Below are 15,206 nucleotides of genomic sequence, written 5' to 3' on the forward strand. Positions count from 1 at the left end.
ACGTGTGCCGCTAACCTTATAGCGCTCTGCTACATATCAACTTGCGTTGATGATTTCCCTTCTTTTCATCCTGCCAGGATCGCCCAACGATGCGCATGAATTTGCCAGTCACTGAACACGAAAGAACATTCCCCAGTGAACAACGGCTGATTTCCACCACCGACTTGAACAGCCGCATCACGTATTGCAACGACGCCTTCGTGGCGATCAGCGGGTTCACCTACGACGAGCTGGTGGGCCAGCCGCACAACCTGGTGCGTCACCCAGACATGCCGCCGGCGGTGTTCGGCCATATGTGGGACACCATCAAGCAAGGCAAGCCGTGGATGGGCGTGGTCAAGAACCGGGGAAAAAACGGCGATTACTACTGGGTCAGTGCCTACGTGACGGCAGTCTACGAACAGGGCCGGATCAGCGGCTACGAGTCGGTGCGTTCGGTGCCCACTCGTGAGCAGATCCGCCGTGCCGAGGCGTTGTACGCACGCCTGCGCGACGGCCGCCGGCCGGTATCGTGGGCGGCGCGCCTGGGTCATGGCCTGCGCCAGGGCTGGCCATTGCTCGGCGCCGGCCTGGTGTCGGCGGCGGGCTACCTGTGGTTGCCACCCTATGCCGCGCTAGGGGTGTTGATGGCTGTACTGCTGGTAGCCTGGTACCTGGTCGAGCACCGCCAGAACCAGGCCATCCGCCGCACGCTGGCCGAGCACCCCAAGGCGTTCACCAGCCCGCTGGTGGCGCTGACCTACAGCGACAACCCCGGGCTGCAGGGCCAGTTGGACCTTGCCATCATCAGTGAAGAAGCGCGGCTGCAAACCGCGCTGACGCGCCTGGTAGACGCCGGGGTCGGGGTAAAATCACGCGCTGCGCAATCTTCCGACCTGTCGGGCGCGCAGGCGCAGATGCTCGACCGCCAGCGCAGCGAGACCGACCAGTCGGCCACCGCCATTGCGCAGATGGCGGCAACCATCCAGGAGGTTACGCATAACGTGCAGAGCACGGCGCATGCCGCAGGCGATGCCGACCAGCTGGCGCAGCAGGGCAGCGAGCTGGCGCTGCAGAGCCTGAAGGCCATGGGCAGCATGAGCGATGCAGTCAATGACATTGGCCAGGCGGTGAATGCCCTGGCGGAACAGACCCAGTCGATCGGCAGCGTGGTGGATGTGATCACCTCGATTGCCGAACAAACCAACCTGCTGGCGCTCAACGCCGCCATTGAAGCGGCGCGGGCCGGCGAGCAGGGCCGCGGGTTTGCCGTGGTGGCCGACGAGGTACGCTCGTTGGCCCAGCGTACCCGCACCTCCACCCAGGAAATCCACCAGATCATCGCCTCGTTGCGGGCCGGGGCAGAACGCGCAGTGACTAGCGCCAGCCGTGGCGAGCAGATCTCGCGTGACAGCGTGCACAGTGTCGAGGCGGTGCAGGCGGCGTTGAGCGGCATAGCCCAGGCGGTGAGCCGCATCACCGGCATGAGCCAGCAGATGGCTACGGCATCGGAGCAGCAAAGCCACGTGGCTGAAGACATCAACCAGCAAATCGTGCGCATCGCCCAGCTGTGCGATCAAAGTGCCGGGCAAGCGCGCCAGGGGGCAGAAATCAGCCAGGACCTCGAGCGCATGGCGGAGTACCTGCATAGCCTGGCGGAGCGCTTCAACCGTTGAGGTTGCCTTGGCCGCATTGCGGCCAGGGCATAGGGCAAGGCCCGCCAGCCGGGCCTGGGTTCTGTGGCAAAATGCCCCGCCAAGGAGACCCTCATGCCCAGACCCCGTTGCGAGCGCTGCCAGCGCCCGCTTGATCATTGCCTTTGCTCGCTGATCCCTGCGCTAAGCAGCCGAACCCGTGTGATCTTGCTGCAGCACCCCAGTGAAAGCGCCCACGCGCTGAATACCGCACGGTTGGCTGCGCTAGGCCTGAGCAATGCCGAACTGCGGGTTGGGGAGGTATTCGACGATCTGCCAGCGCTGCTGGCAAGCCCGGGGTACCGCCCGGCGCTGTTGTTCCCAGGCGCTGAAGCGCAGCCCCTGGCAGCCTACGGCCCAATGGATGAGCAACCCTTGCTGCTGATCGTGCCCGACGGCACCTGGCGCAAGGCGCGCAAGCTGCTGTACCTGAATCCGCTGCTGCAGGCGTTGCCGAGGGTGACCTTGGGGCAGGTGGCCGCTTCACGCTATCGCCTGCGCAAGGCGCCGCAGGCGGGAGCGTTGTCGACGATTGAGGCCGTGGTGGGGGCGCTGAATGCACTGGAGCAACCGGCCTGCTTCGATGCGCTGCTGGCACCGTTCGAGGCCTTGATAGAGGGGCAGATCAGGGCCATGGGCGAAGAGACGTTCCAGCGTAATCATGGCACCGAGTGAGGGCAGGGGGCCGCTGCGCAGCCCATCGCGACACAAGGCCGCTCCTACAGGCCATCGCACCCGCCATTGGCATGGGCGATCTCTGTGGAGCGGCTTTAGCCGCGAATACGGTGGTGGCGGCGACGGTGAAAGCCCAGAAGATGTTGGCCAGCAGGCCCGGCCCTTTCGCGGGTGAACCCGCTCCTACGTCGGGCGGTGTAGAGATACCGCTACCGCGGATCTATGCCCACCACCGCCCCATGTAGGAGCGGCTTTAGCCGCGAATACGGTGGTGGTGGCAACGGTGAGTGCCCAGAAGATATTGGCCAGCAGGCCCGGCCCTTTCGCGGGTGAACCCGCTCCTACGTCGGGCGGTGTAGAGATACCGCTATCGCAGATCTATGGCCACCACCGCCCCATGTAGGAGCGGCTTTAGCCGCGAATACGGTGGTGGCGGCAACGGTGAATGCCCAGAAGATATTGGCCAGCAGGCCCGACCCCTTCGCGGGTGAACCCGCTCCTACGTCGGGCGCGGTGTAGCGATACCGCTACCGCGGCGTCGCGATGGGCCGCACAGCGGCCCCGGCAATCCTGATCAACGCATCTCGGGCAAGCGTGCCTCGGTACGTACTTCGGTCGCGGCCAGTGCCTCTGGCGGCAGCGAAATACGCTGCTTGCTGAGCAATTCACCCATGGTCGCCAGTACCCGGTAGCGTGAGTACTCTTCGGTGTAGCGCACTTCGGTGTAGCGACGGTCGGCGTTGTACAGTTCGTTTTCACTGTCGAGCACGTCCAGCAGGGTGCGTTGGCCCAGGCCGAACTGGTCCTGGTAGGCGGCGCGCACGCGCTTGGTTGTTTCGGCGTATTCCCGCGCGGTCGGCAGCTGCTTGCTGGCGTTGTTCATGGCGTTCCACGCCAGGCTCAGGTTTTCGGTCAACTCGCGCAGGGCGTTGTTGCGGATGTCCAAGGCCTGGTTGATTTTGTGCGCGTCGGATTGCAGGCGAGCCTTGTCGCTGCCGCCGCGGAACAGGTTGTAGTTCATCTCCACGCCGGCTTGCCAGTCGTTGTTGTTGTGGCCCTTCTCGCCACCGGTGTTGTTGTTGGCACCGGTGGCCAGAATGGCGTCGAAGCGTGGGTAGAAGGTCGACTTGCCAACCTCGTACTGCTGCTCGGCCGCATTCACATCAGCCTGGGCCGACTTGATGTAGGGGTTGTTCTGGCGCATGCCGTCACGGGCCTCTTCAAGCGTGGCAGGCACCTCGGCCTTGATGGTGGGCGGGCTTTCCAGTTCGTCTGGCATGCGCCCGATCACGCTGAAGAAGTTGGCCTCGGCATCGGCCAGGTCTACTTCGGCGGTGTCCAGGTTGTTTTCTGCCAGGGCGCGGCGGGCGCGGGACTGGTCAAGGTCGGCCGTGCTGCCAACGCCACGCTCGTTACGCAGGCCGATCTGGTCATTGACCCGCAGGTGGGCTTGCAGGTTGTTCCTGGCCAGGGCCACCAGTTCACGGCGCTTGAGTACCTCCAGGTACACCTCGATCGCACGCAGGGCGACATCCTGCGCAACCGCCTGGGTGTAGTAGGCTCGCGAGGTGGAAACCGCTTCGGTCCGGCCCACTTCGTTCGCGGTGTTGAAGCCGTCGAAGATCATCTGCCGCAGGCGCAGCTCGGACTGGGTGTAGTTCAGGGTTTCTTTGTTGTGGTTACCCGCGGCACGGGTCGTGGTGTTGTCCGAACGCTGGCGGCCGTAGCCGGCGACCAGGTCAACGGTAGGGAAGTAGCCACCACGCGCGAATTTCACGTCCTCATCAGCCGACAGCTTGCTGTTACGGTTGGAGCTGACCTGTGGGTGATAGTCCACGGCGCTTTGGACGGCTTCGGTGATCGACATCGCCTGCACGTTGGCACTCGCCAGGGCCAACAGTAATGCGGTGGTGATGGGGTTCAAAACGCGCATGGTACATCTCCCTGATCTTGAATTTGGTCCTGCTTCTCGCCAAAAAAATGACGATTATTTATCGCGTATAGTGTTGCAGGTTTTTAACCTGACAGCTAAGTACATTCATCGCGATAGATAAGAAGATTTATTCATATCAAAATGACATTAAATAGCGGAAATGTCTAATAGGGCTTGTTTTTCCAGCGCTCTGGCGAGGTGTCAAACATCGGTAAAGCCCATATTCTCAAGGCCTTCAGGCGGTTTCAGAACGAATTTGGCTAAATACTCAGCGGGTTAGGCGAAAGTGATATTTGGCGACAAATTATTGTCACTTTGGCCTGTGCAGGGTTTTTTGCTTAAGGATATACAGGGTTACCAGCACGGCGCTGGTCAACATGAACGCGCGGGCCCAGAACAAAGGCACCAGGTAGCAGGACAGCCCGATGCTGGCCCACATCAGGCCAATGGCGTAGACCTTGCCTTTGAGGGGAATGCCTTCGCCACTGAGGTAGTCGCGAATCCACGGCCCCAGTTTGGGGTGGTGGACCAGCCAGTGGTGAAAGCGTGGCGAGCTGCGAGCGAAGCAGGCGGCCGCCAACAGAAGAAACGGGGTGGTGGGCAACACCGGCAGGAATATCCCCAACACCCCCAGTGCGACGCTGAGCCAGCCGATGGCCAGCAGCAGGTAGCGCACAGCTGGCTTAGTGGTGGCGTGGCTTGAGCAGCGCCGGCTTTTCGTCAGGTGCGTGCAGCAGCAGGAACAAGGCCGTCAGCGCTTCGGGAATTTGCACGATCATGTCGTCCTGCAGGTTGGCGTTGCTGGCGATGTCGGCGAATTCCGGCTGCTCGTCGAACAGGCCCGAACCCACCATGATCGGCAGCAACATTTCGCTGACTTCCTCTTCTGCGTTCTCGAACCAGGCCTCTTCGCGCAGGAACACGCCTTCCATGAAACCGATGCACCAGCCGCGCAGGTCGGAATCGTCCGGCTCGTCGGTCAGGTCGAGGTCGCAGGGCAGTTCGAATTCATCGTCGCTGGCCAGCTGACGTGCAATGTGGGCCTTGAGCGCCACCAGGGTCGCCTCGATTTCGGTACGCTGGGCTTCGCTGCTGTAGTGCGGCTCTTCGGCGAACAGGGCGTCGATCCACTCGCGCTCGGGCACGTCTTCGGCGTTGATCGACAGCGCGGTGAGGTAGCCGTGGGCGGCGACATAGTCCAGCGCTTCTTCGTGCAGCTCGTCGGCGTCGAGGAAGGCTTGCAGGCGGGTCAGTTGCTCGGCGAAGGACATTACAGGGCTACCTTGGGGAATAAACGATAACGAATTCTAGCACCTTGCGGCGGCAGCGGGGCAAAGGAACGTCTATCGCCGTGGTGCCCTGCGCAGGCCGGTGCTGCGGTATACTCCGCGATTTTTCATCCAGGTGCGGTTTTACCAGCGGCCTGGCAAAAACCGCTTACGCATTTGGCGTGTAAGGGGCGGGTTTTTCGTCCAGCCTGTGTGCAGGGTGGTACGGCGATTTGGAGTTGCACATGCTCGAACAGGCTCAGCGCGTTCTCAAGGACATCTTTGGCTACGACAGTTTCCGAGGGCGCCAGGCAGCGATCATCGAATGCGTGGCCAATGGTGGCGACGCCCTGGTGCTGATGCCGACCGGCGGCGGCAAGTCGTTGTGTTTCCAGGTGCCGGGCCTGCTGCGCCCTGGCCTGACCGTGGTGGTCTCGCCGCTGATCGCGCTGATGGACGACCAGGTTGCCACGCTTGACGAGCTGGGCGTAGCCGCAGCCGCCCTGAACTCCACGCTCACGGCCGAGCAGCAGCGCGACCTGGCCGGGCGCCTGCGCCGTGGCGAAGTGAAAATGCTGTACCTGGCACCCGAACGCCTGGTGCAACCGCGCATGCTCGACTTCCTGCGCGACCTGGATATCTCGCTGTTCGCCATCGACGAAGCCCATTGCGTTTCGCAATGGGGCCATGACTTCCGCCCCGAATACCTGCAACTGGGCCAGTTGGCCGAACTGTTCCCGCATGTTCCGCGCATTGCCCTTACCGCCACCGCCGACATGCGTACCCGCGAAGAAATCGTTCAGCGCCTGCACTTGCAGGGCGCAGAGCGCTTCTTGTCGAGCTTCGACCGGCCGAACATCTTCTACCGCATCGTGCCCAAGGAAGCGCCGCGCAAGCAATTGATGGCGTTCCTTGCCGAGCGCCGCGGCAACGCCGGCATCGTTTACTGCCTGTCGCGCAAGAAGGTCGACGAAACCGCCGCCTTTCTTTGCCAGCAGGGCTTCCCGGCGCTGCCGTACCATGCCGGCCTGGCGGCCGAAACACGCGCCGCCAACCAGCACCGCTTCCTCAACGAAGAGGGGCTGATCATGGTCGCCACCATTGCGTTCGGCATGGGTATCGACAAACCCAACGTACGCTTCGTGGCCCACCTCGACCTGCCCAAGTCCCTTGAGGCCTACTACCAGGAAACCGGCCGTGCCGGCCGAGACGGCCTGCCGTCCGATGCCTGGATGGCTTATGGCCTGCAGGACATGGTCATGCTCAAGCAGATGCTGCAGAACTCCGAAGGGGACGAACGCCACAAACGCATCGAGCAGCACAAGCTCGATGCCATGCTGGCGCTGTGCGAAGAAACCCGCTGCCGCCGCCAGTCGCTGCTGGCCTACTTCGACGAAATCCTTGAGCAGCCGTGCGGGCACTGTGACAACTGCGTCGACAACGTCCAGACCTGGGATGCTACCGAGCCGGCGCGCCAAGCCCTGTCGGCGGTGTTTCGCACTGGCCAGCGCTATGGTGTGGGCCACCTGGTCGACGTGTTGCTGGGCAAGGACACCGAAAAGGTGCGCAATTTCGGCCATGAAAAGCTTTCGGTCTTCGGCGTGGGCAAAGGCCTGGCCGAAGCCGAATGGCGTTCGCTGTTCCGCCAGTTGGTGGCGCGCGGGCTGGTCGACATCGACTTGGAAGGCTACGGCGGCCTGCGCTTGTCCGACAGCTGCCGGCCTCTGTTGCGTGGCGAGGTCACCTTGCAACTGCGCCGTGACCTCAAGCCGCAGATCACTGCCAAAAGCGCGTCGTCCAGTGGCGGCAGCCCGGCCAGCCAACTGGTGCGGGCCGAAGAGCGGGAACTGTGGGAGGCGTTGCGCACCTTGCGGCGCAAGCTGGCCGAAGAACACAGCGTACCGCCTTACGTCATCTTCCCCGACTCCACGTTGCTGGAAATGTTGCGCAGCCAGCCGGTCAGCCTCAGCGACATGGCCCAGGTCAGTGGCGTGGGCGCGCGCAAACTGGAGCGCTATGGCCAGGCATTCCTTGAGGTACTGAACGACAGCGGCGGCACCAGCGAGGCGCCGAAGGTGGTGCTCGACCTGCGCCATGAACTGGTCAGCCTGGCCCGCGCCGGCATGACCCCAGCGCAAATCGCCGGGCAGCTCAACTGCAGCGAAAAGAATGTGTACAGCTTGCTGGCCGAGGCCCTGGGGCGCCAGGAGCTGAGCCTGGACCAGGCGCTGGACTTGCCAGAAGACCTGCTGATGGAGGTGCAGGACGCCTTCCTCGATGGCGAGGGCGAGCTGCCGCCGGTTGCGACCATCGCCCCCCTGTTTGCCGGGCGAGTGCCGGAAGGGGTGCTGTATTGCGTACGCGCGGCACTGGCAGCTGAGTTCGAGCTGTAGGCCTGCGCCTGTTCGCAGGCACATGCGCCATCTGCTGACCTTTGTCATGCTTTTTGACGATTTTCGCCCAAGTTACCCTGGCCGAGCCTTGCCTCATGGGGCGGGGCATGGTTAGCTGCCTAATAATTAGATCTACTCGATGAGTTACCTATGCCTCTAACCGACAACCAACACCGCTTCGGCATGCAACTGGCCCAGATGTCCCGGGGTTGGCGTGCCGAACTGGATCGCCGCCTGGCCGGGCTCAATCTGTCGCAGGCGCGCTGGCTGGTGTTGCTGCACCTCGCCCGCTTCGAAGACGCCCCGACCCAGCGTGAGCTGGCCCAGAGTGTGGGTGTCGAAGGCCCGACCCTGGCGCGTCTGCTCGATAGCCTGGAGGCCCAGGGGCTTGTGCGCCGCCAGGCAGTGCTGGAAGACCGGCGGGCGAAGAAGATCGTGTTGTGCCCGCCGGCCAAGCCGCTGATCGAACAGATCGAGACCATCGCCAACCAGCTGCGCATCGAACTGTTCAGCGGGGTGGATGAAGCCGACCTGCAGGTGTGCATGCGGGTGCATGCCAAGATCCTCGGCAACCTGGAAAAATCCTGAGGCAGGGGTTGCCTTGCAGCCTTTCGCCGGCTCGCACGCTCGGCTTGGCGGGCACTATGCCCAGGCCCTGGACGTAATGCCTAGAAGGTATGCCCCAGGTTCAGGTACACCGCCTGCTCATGCGCACTGTTGGTGCCATAGGTGAAATTCAACGGGCCCAGCGGCGTTTCCAGCCCGAGGAAAATACTCGCCGCATTGATGTAGCCACTGTCGAACGCATTGTCGTTGTTCCACGCCCGTCCGCGCTCCAGCGAACCGCCGATGTACAACGGGAAGTCCAGCGGCACATACGCCCGTGGCGTCAGCCGGCGGTAGTAGACCACCCGCATCAGGCTCATGTTCTGGCCCGATACCGAGTCTTGGCGAAAGCCCGACAGCTCCCGCGCCCCGCCCAGCACGAAGCTGGAGGTCACCACTTCGGTGGCATCCAGCGTGCGCCCGTAGCGGCCGCCCAGCACGAAGGTGTTCGGGCCGCTGCTGATGGCCTTGTCGAGGTTGAACAGCCATTGCCGGTAATCCTGGTCGGAATCCAGCGACTTGTCGTACTTGCGCAAGGTCAGGCCGATGTCTTCGCCATGGTGTGGGAAATACACGTTGTCGAGGGTGTCGAACGAATACTTCAGCTCGTAGAAGCCTTCGTTGAAACTGACCTTGGGCAAGTCCTGGTCGCCAATGCGCACCTCGGCCTCGCCCCAGGCCTTGCCGACCCCCAGGCGCACTTCGCCGCTGTTGCCGATCTGCCGGCCCACGTTCAGGCCAAAGCCGTAGCGCTCCAGGCGGTACTCGGCCACCGGGTCGTTGTCGAGGGTGGCCTCGATGTTCTGTGAGCCGAAGTCCAGGTAGGGGGCGACGAAGTAGCGTGAGCCGACATCCAGCGGTTGGTAGAACTCGCTGTACAGCGCTTGCTGGTCGCCGATCTGGCCGCGGGTCAGCCACTCGGCACCCAGGCTGTTGATGCCGTTGACCCGGTAGCTGGCGCCCAGGTTGAAGGCGCTGTCGCCGCGCAGGTCGTCCGACAGGTTCAGGCCCAGGCGCAAGTAGTCGGTGCCCCCGCGGCGGCCGCGGGCGTTGATCACCAGGGTGTTTTCATCGCCCTTGTGCACCACGCGGTACTGCACCCGGTCGAAGTAGTCCAGGCCGTATAGGGTGCCCATGTCGGTCTCCAGGCGGCCAAGCTCCAGCGGGGCATTGATGGGCTGGCGAATGTACGAGCGGATCACATCGTCACTGACCTTGGCGTCGTTCTCGATTTTGATGGCGGTGATGATGGGCGTGCGTTGGCGCGGTGACCGGGCTGCGGCCAGGCTGGTGCCGGCGTCTGGGTGGCGCAGCGCCGCCAGGCGCGCGTCGAGCAGGCGGGTAGCGCGGTAGCCGGCGTCGATCATGTCCCGCGCGCGGCCGAAGTCGGTCACGCCGTAGGCTGCCAGCGGTGGTTGGATGAGGATATCGTCGCGGTGCAGGCTGGCCAGTTGCTCTTCCGAGTTGCGCCGGGTTGTCAGCGTGATGGACTGGTTCAGCACATCGACCACGGTCAGCAACTGCTTGCGGTCGCGCAGCGGCGTACCGATATCCACCACGATGGCCAGGTCCACCCCCATATCGCGTGCCACATCGAGCGGAATATTGTCGACCATGCCGCCGTCCACCAGCAGGCGGCCGTCCAGTTCGACCGGGGCGAACACTGCCGGGATCGACATGCTGGCGCGGATCACCTGCGGCAGGTGGCCGCGGCGGAATATCACTTTTTCGCCACTGGCGATGTCGGTGGCCACGGCGCGGAAGGGGATGGGCAGCTTGTCGAAGTCGCGCGTGTCGGCGGTGTGCGCCAACTTGCTTTCCAGCAGCAACGACAGGTTCTGGCCTTGAATTACCCCCAGCGGCAGGCCCAGGCTGCCGTCGTCACGAAAACTGAGCTTTTGCTTGACCAGAAAATCGCGGTCATCCTGCTTGCGGCGGAATGGCACGTCCTCGCGGGGTGGGCTGTCAGACAGCGCCTGCTGCCAGTCGAGGGTGGTGGCGAGGTGTTCCAGCTCTTCGACACTGTAGCCCGAGGCGTACAGCCCGCCGACTACAGCCCCCATGCTGGTGCCGGCAATGGCGTCGATGCGTACACCCTGTTCCTCCAGCGCCTTGAGCACGCCGATGTGCGCCAGGCCACGGGCCGCGCCGCCCGACAGCACCAGGCCGACCTTGGGCCGTGCCGGTTCGGCGGCGGTTGCTGTAAGCGAGGTGAGGGTGAGCAGCAAGCAGAACAGCAAACGGCGCATCGTGGGTCTCAAACCGTGGGTCAAAGACCGCTAGTATAAGCCGCCCCTCAGCTGGAGTTATCTCAACATGGCCGACCACAAGCCGGAAATCGTCATCAATTATTGCACCCAGTGCCAGTGGCTGCTGCGGGCCGCGTGGCTGGCCCAGGAGTTGCTCAGCACGTTTGCCGACGACCTCGGCCGGGTGGCGCTGGAACCCGGTACCGGCGGTATTTTCCGCATCACCTGCAACGGCGTGCAGATTTGGGAGCGCAAGGCCGACGGCGGCTTCCCCGAGGCCAAGGTGCTGAAGCAGCGGGTGCGTGACCAGATCGACCCCCAGCGCGACCTGGGCCACAACGACCGCTGAGTCACCCGCCCTCGGCCAGCGGCCGCTGCGCTGGCTCGGCGGCCAGGCGGCTGGACAGCACGATGGCGAGGATGATCAGTGCGCCGCCCAGCAGCATACGCACCGTGGGGGTCTCGGCAAACACCAGCCAGGCTACGGCAATGCCGTAGACCGGCTCCATGCCGAACACCACGGCGGCAGTCCGGGCCTTGATGACCGCCAGGCTGGCGACGAACAGGCTGTGCGCCACGCCGGTGCAGAAAATGCCGAGCAGGCCGATCCACAGCCAGTCCACCGGCGCGACCGCGCCCAGCCCAGGGGCAGCGAACGCCAGCAGGCTCAGGCTTACCACCAGGTTTTGCCACAGTGCTGCCTGCACCGCAGGCAAGCGACCAGAGCCTGCGCGATTGGTCAGGGACAGCAGTGAAAACAGCAGGCCCGAGAACAGGGCCCACAGCAGGCCGCCGGTCGCTTCGCTGGCCAGATCGAAGGCTGGCGTGACCAGTATCAGGCCGAGGCTGACCAGCAGCACCAGCAGCGCTTCGTTGCGGCGGATGCGCTCGCGGAACAGCAGCCCTTCGAGCAGCACGGTAAAGGCCGGGAAACTGGCGAAGCCGAGGGTGGCGATGGCCACGCCGCCGACCTTGACGGCGATGAAGAAGCTGACCCAGTGGCCGGCCAGCAGCACCCCGCCGAGCAACAGGCGGCGCGCATCCTGACCGTTCAGGCGTTGCCAGCCAGGGCCGGTGACACTGGCGAACAGCGCCAGGGCGAGCACGGCGAAAGCGGCGCGGCCGAACACGATGATCACCGGGCTGGCGCTGGCTGCCAGCTTGCCGAATACGCCGGTCAGGCCAAAGAACAGCGCGCCGATATGCAGGGCGCCGAGGGCGGTGCGGTGGTTCATGACAGGGGGCATTCCTCGCAAGGCAATCGGCCATTGTGCCTGAAGCCGTGCATGGCGAGGACCGGGTGGCCGCGGGCGCAGGCGCGCTGCTTACAGCCTGAGCTTGCCGAGCAGAATGTCGCGGAACATCACGAAGTCGCCGGCAAGGCTGTAGAACGGGTAGGTGAATGTCGCCGGCCGGTTCTTTTCAAAAAAGAAATGCCCCACCCAGGCAAAGCCGTAGCCGAACAGCGGCACGGCCAGCAGCAATAGCCATTTGCCGCTGCCGATGGTATAGGCCAGCAGGGCGATCACCAGGCTGGTGCCGACAAAATGCAGGCGGCGGCAGGTGGGGTTGCTGTGCTCACCCAAGTAATACGGGTAGAACTCGGCAAAACTGCGAAACTGCGCTGTGCGGTTCATGGCAGTGCTCCGGGATTAATACTTCTGGACAAGATGCACGGCGTGGAGCCTTATTCGAGTCTAGAGTGATTGGCAGTGCCTACCAGTGACAATAGGCGCCAATTGAGTATCCTTGGGGTTCACCGCAGGAGCGGTCAGGAAAGTAACCTGTCATGAGCGAAAGAACCACGTCAGCCAGTTGGGCATCAGGGATTGTCAAAGCACTCGAGCTGGAAGGACTGGACTGTCGGGCCATGTTCAAGCAACTGGGGCTGGATTTCGCCGCCCTCGACGATCCCGATGCGCGCTTTCCCCAGGACTCCATGACCCGACTATGGCAATTGGCAGTGGAACTGTCCGGCAACGAGGCCATTGGCCTGAACATGGCGCGTGTGGTGCGCCCGGCATCGTTTCACGTGGTGGGCTATGCGCTGATGTCCAGCCGCACGTTGGCCGAGGGTTTCGAGCGGCTGGTGCGGTACCAGCGCATTATCGCCGAAAGCTCCGATCTCAGTTTCGTGCTCGGCGCCGAGGGCTATTCGTTGATCCTCACCGTGCATGGCGACCATCTGCCGCCTACCCGGCACAGTGCCGAAGCGTCGTTGGCCTGTGCGCTGGCGCTGTGCAAATGGTTGAGCGGCCGCCCGGTGCAGCCACGCCGGGTTTTGGTGCAGGGGCCGCAACCCAGGAATATCGAGCCGTACAAGGTGGCGTTCCATTCGCCGCTGATCTTCGACGCGCCGTATGACGCGCTGGTGTTCGAGCGGGCCGACATGGAGGCACCCTTGCCCACGGCCAATGAAGCCATGGCAGTGCTGCACGACCGGTTTGCCGGGGAGTACCTGGCGCGGTTTTCCGAAAGCCGCGTGACCCACCGGGTGCGCCAGGTGCTGTGCCGCATCTTGCCGCAGGGGGAGCCCAAGCGTGAGACCCTGGCGCAGGCCTTGCACTTGTCGCAGCGTACCCTGCAGCGGCGGCTGCAGGAAGAGGGCACCAGCTTCCAGGCGTTGCTCGACGACACCCGGCGTGAACTGGCCGAACAGTACCTGGCCCAGCCGGGCATGACCCTGCTGGAAACCGCCTACCTGCTGGGCTTCGCCGACCCCAGCAACTTCTACCGCGCGTTCCGCCGGTGGTTCGATACCACGCCCAGCGAGTACCGTGCCCGGCTCGGCGCCGTGGGCGAAGGGCTCAGTGACGCCAGAACGCCGGCATGCACAACACTAGCACGGTGATGATTTCCAGCCGGCCAAGCAGCATGCCGGCAGCCAGGATCCACTTGGCGGCGTCTGGCAGCGTGGCGTAGTTGCCTGACGGCCCGATCACTTCACCCAGGCCAGGCCCCACCCCGGAGACCGTACCGGCAGCCCCGGTCAGGGCGGTCATCCAGTCCACCCCCAGCAGCGACAGCAGCAGCGCCATGACGCAGATGGTGATGGCGAAGAAGAACGAGAACGTGAGAATCGAACGCACGATATCTTCATCGAGGCGGTGGCCGTTGTACTTCTGCTTGATCACCGCGCGAGGGTGGATCAGCTGGTTGAGGCTGGCCTTGAGCAGGATGTAGGCGACCTGGAAGCGGAAGATCTTGATCCCGCCCGCGGTCGAGCCGGAACAGCCACCGACGAAACCCAGGTAGAAGAACAGCATCAGCGAAAAATTGCCCCACAGGCTGTAGTCACCCAGGGCGAAACCGGTGGTGGTGACGACCGAGGTTACGTTCAGCGCCACGTGACGCAGCGCGTCCAGCCAGTGCAGGTTGGTGCTGTACCAGTACCAGGTGCCCAGAACCAGCCAGGTGACCAGCAGCATGCCCAGCAAGCCCTGCACCTGCTGGTCGCGGAGCAGCGCCCTGCGGTTGCCGCGCAGGGTGGCCACGTACAGGGTGAACGGCAGGCTGCCCATGATCATTACTACCACTGCCACCCAGTGCACGGCGGGAATGTCCCATTTCGCCAGGGACTGGTCGGAGGTGGAAAAACCACCGGTGGAAATCGCCGACATGGCGTGGTTGATGGCATCGAACGGGCTCATGCCGGCCCACCAGAAAGCCAGCGCGCCAAGAATCGAGAAGCCGACGTACACCCCCACGATCGACTTGGCGACCATGTGCGAGCGCGGCATGACCTTTTCGGAGCGGTCGGAAGACTCGGTCTGGAACAGGCGCATGCCACCAATGCGCAGCAGCGGCAGGATGGCCACCGCCATGGCGATGAAGCCGATACCGCCCAGCCAGTGCAGCATCGAGCGCCACATCAGGATGCCTGGCGACATGCTGTCGAGCCCGCTGAGCACGGTGGCGCCGGTGGCGGTGATGCCCGACATGCTTTCGAAGAAGGCGTCGGTGTAGCTGATGTGCTGGGTCAGCAGGAAGGGAAGGGCGGCGAACACGCAGACCACCAGCCAGCTGCAGACCGTCAGCAGGTACATGTCGCGTGGCCGCAGGTGCACATGCTCGGGCCGCCCTTGCAGCACCATGGCCAGCCCGGCAATGAAGGTGATCAGGCTGGACCACAGGAACGACGGCATGTCGCCGGTGCGTTCGAATATCACCAAGGTCGCCATGGGCACGGCCATGCCCACAGCCAGGGTGATCAGGAAGATGCCGATGATGAAACCAATGATCCTTAAGGTCGGCAACGCCATGTGATCTGCTCTGACTCGAAACGGAAGGGCGCCATTCTACCTATGGGCCGGGCCGCTGCAAGCCAGGCGCGGCACGCTGCACGAAAAGCCCGCGTGCTGCCGCTTGCAGCTTGCAGCTTAGGGCGTGCAGCTTGAGAATGGCCGCAC

General features: G+C 63.7%; 12 protein-coding genes and 2 pseudogenes. 7 read left to right on the forward strand and 7 right to left on the reverse strand.

Annotated features, from left to right (window positions below; all coding sequences use genetic code 11):
• Positions 1 to 95: 95 nt before the first annotated feature.
• The 3 genes and pseudogenes from GEV39_RS26485 to GEV39_RS07100 form a co-directional block, all read left to right on the forward strand.
• A pseudogene (locus tag GEV39_RS26485) lies at positions 96 to 398 on the forward strand (PAS domain-containing protein); the annotation flags it as partial.
• A 279-nt stretch (positions 399 to 677) separates the two neighbouring features.
• A pseudogene (locus GEV39_RS26490) lies at positions 678 to 1,655 on the forward strand (methyl-accepting chemotaxis protein); the annotation flags it as partial.
• A 93-nt stretch (positions 1,656 to 1,748) separates the two neighbouring features.
• Positions 1,749 to 2,348 carry a tRNA-uridine aminocarboxypropyltransferase gene (locus GEV39_RS07100; RefSeq protein ID WP_173887998.1) on the forward strand — a complete coding sequence of 200 codons (600 nt, stop codon included), beginning with the start codon at positions 1,749 to 1,751 and terminating at the stop codon, positions 2,346 to 2,348.
• Between the two features lie 574 nt (positions 2,349 to 2,922).
• Here the strand turns inward: GEV39_RS07100 and GEV39_RS07105 are convergent.
• The 3 genes from GEV39_RS07105 to GEV39_RS07115 form a co-directional block, all read right to left on the reverse strand.
• A complete protein-coding gene (locus GEV39_RS07105) occupies positions 2,923 to 4,281 on the reverse strand; it encodes a TolC family outer membrane protein (protein ID WP_009683671.1) in 1,359 nt (452 codons plus the stop codon).
• Between the two features lie 310 nt (positions 4,282 to 4,591).
• Positions 4,592 to 4,957, reverse strand: coding sequence for a YbaN family protein (locus GEV39_RS07110; RefSeq protein ID WP_173887999.1), 366 nt, complete (start codon positions 4,955 to 4,957; stop codon positions 4,592 to 4,594).
• A 7-nt stretch (positions 4,958 to 4,964) separates the two neighbouring features.
• Positions 4,965 to 5,552 (reverse strand): YecA/YgfB family protein, encoded by a 588-nt coding sequence (locus GEV39_RS07115; RefSeq protein WP_009683669.1) that lies wholly within the window; start codon positions 5,550 to 5,552, stop codon positions 4,965 to 4,967.
• 242 nt (positions 5,553 to 5,794) lie between these two features.
• On the opposite strand from GEV39_RS07115, the gene recQ reads away from it, so the two are divergent.
• Positions 5,795 to 7,942 carry a DNA helicase RecQ gene (gene recQ, locus GEV39_RS07120; protein WP_173888000.1) on the forward strand — a complete coding sequence of 716 codons (2,148 nt, stop codon included), beginning with the start codon at positions 5,795 to 5,797 and terminating at the stop codon, positions 7,940 to 7,942.
• Between the two features lie 150 nt (positions 7,943 to 8,092).
• Positions 8,093 to 8,530: a MarR family transcriptional regulator gene (locus tag GEV39_RS07125; RefSeq protein ID WP_054914113.1), complete on the forward strand. Its 438-nt coding sequence runs from the start codon at positions 8,093 to 8,095 to the stop codon at positions 8,528 to 8,530.
• An 80-nt stretch (positions 8,531 to 8,610) separates the two neighbouring features.
• Here the strand turns inward: GEV39_RS07125 and GEV39_RS07130 are convergent, their stop codons facing one another.
• Positions 8,611 to 10,797, reverse strand: coding sequence for a patatin-like phospholipase family protein (locus tag GEV39_RS07130; RefSeq protein ID WP_173888001.1), 2,187 nt, complete (start codon positions 10,795 to 10,797; stop codon positions 8,611 to 8,613).
• A gap of 67 nt (positions 10,798 to 10,864) precedes the next feature.
• Between GEV39_RS07130 and GEV39_RS07135 the strand changes: the two genes are divergently transcribed.
• Positions 10,865 to 11,146, forward strand: coding sequence for an Rdx family protein (locus tag GEV39_RS07135; protein ID WP_009683663.1), 282 nt, complete (start codon positions 10,865 to 10,867; stop codon positions 11,144 to 11,146).
• Position 11,147: 1 nt separating this feature from the next.
• Here the strand turns inward: GEV39_RS07135 and GEV39_RS07140 are convergent, their stop codons facing one another.
• Both GEV39_RS07140 and GEV39_RS07145 read right to left on the reverse strand, forming a co-directional pair.
• Entirely contained in the window at positions 11,148 to 12,032 is an 885-nt protein-coding gene (locus tag GEV39_RS07140; RefSeq protein ID WP_173888002.1) for a DMT family transporter, read from the reverse strand.
• A gap of 90 nt (positions 12,033 to 12,122) precedes the next feature.
• Complete coding sequence (locus tag GEV39_RS07145; protein ID WP_009683661.1) at positions 12,123 to 12,434, reverse strand: Mpo1-like protein; 312 nt, start codon at positions 12,432 to 12,434, stop codon at positions 12,123 to 12,125.
• A gap of 152 nt (positions 12,435 to 12,586) precedes the next feature.
• Between GEV39_RS07145 and GEV39_RS07150 the strand changes: the two genes are divergently transcribed.
• Positions 12,587 to 13,648 carry an AraC family transcriptional regulator gene (locus GEV39_RS07150; protein ID WP_173888003.1) on the forward strand — a complete coding sequence of 354 codons (1,062 nt, stop codon included), beginning with the start codon at positions 12,587 to 12,589 and terminating at the stop codon, positions 13,646 to 13,648.
• Here the strand turns inward: GEV39_RS07150 and GEV39_RS07155 are convergent.
• Positions 13,605 to 15,059, reverse strand: coding sequence for a TrkH family potassium uptake protein (locus tag GEV39_RS07155; protein WP_054881891.1), 1,455 nt, complete (start codon positions 15,057 to 15,059; stop codon positions 13,605 to 13,607). The two genes, GEV39_RS07150 and GEV39_RS07155, sit on opposite strands and share 44 nt — an antisense overlap.
• Positions 15,060 to 15,206 lie beyond the last annotated feature (147 nt).

This window comes from Pseudomonas sp. NY5710 (assembly GCF_013305665.1).
GTDB lineage: Bacteria > Pseudomonadota > Gammaproteobacteria > Pseudomonadales > Pseudomonadaceae > Aquipseudomonas > Aquipseudomonas juntendi.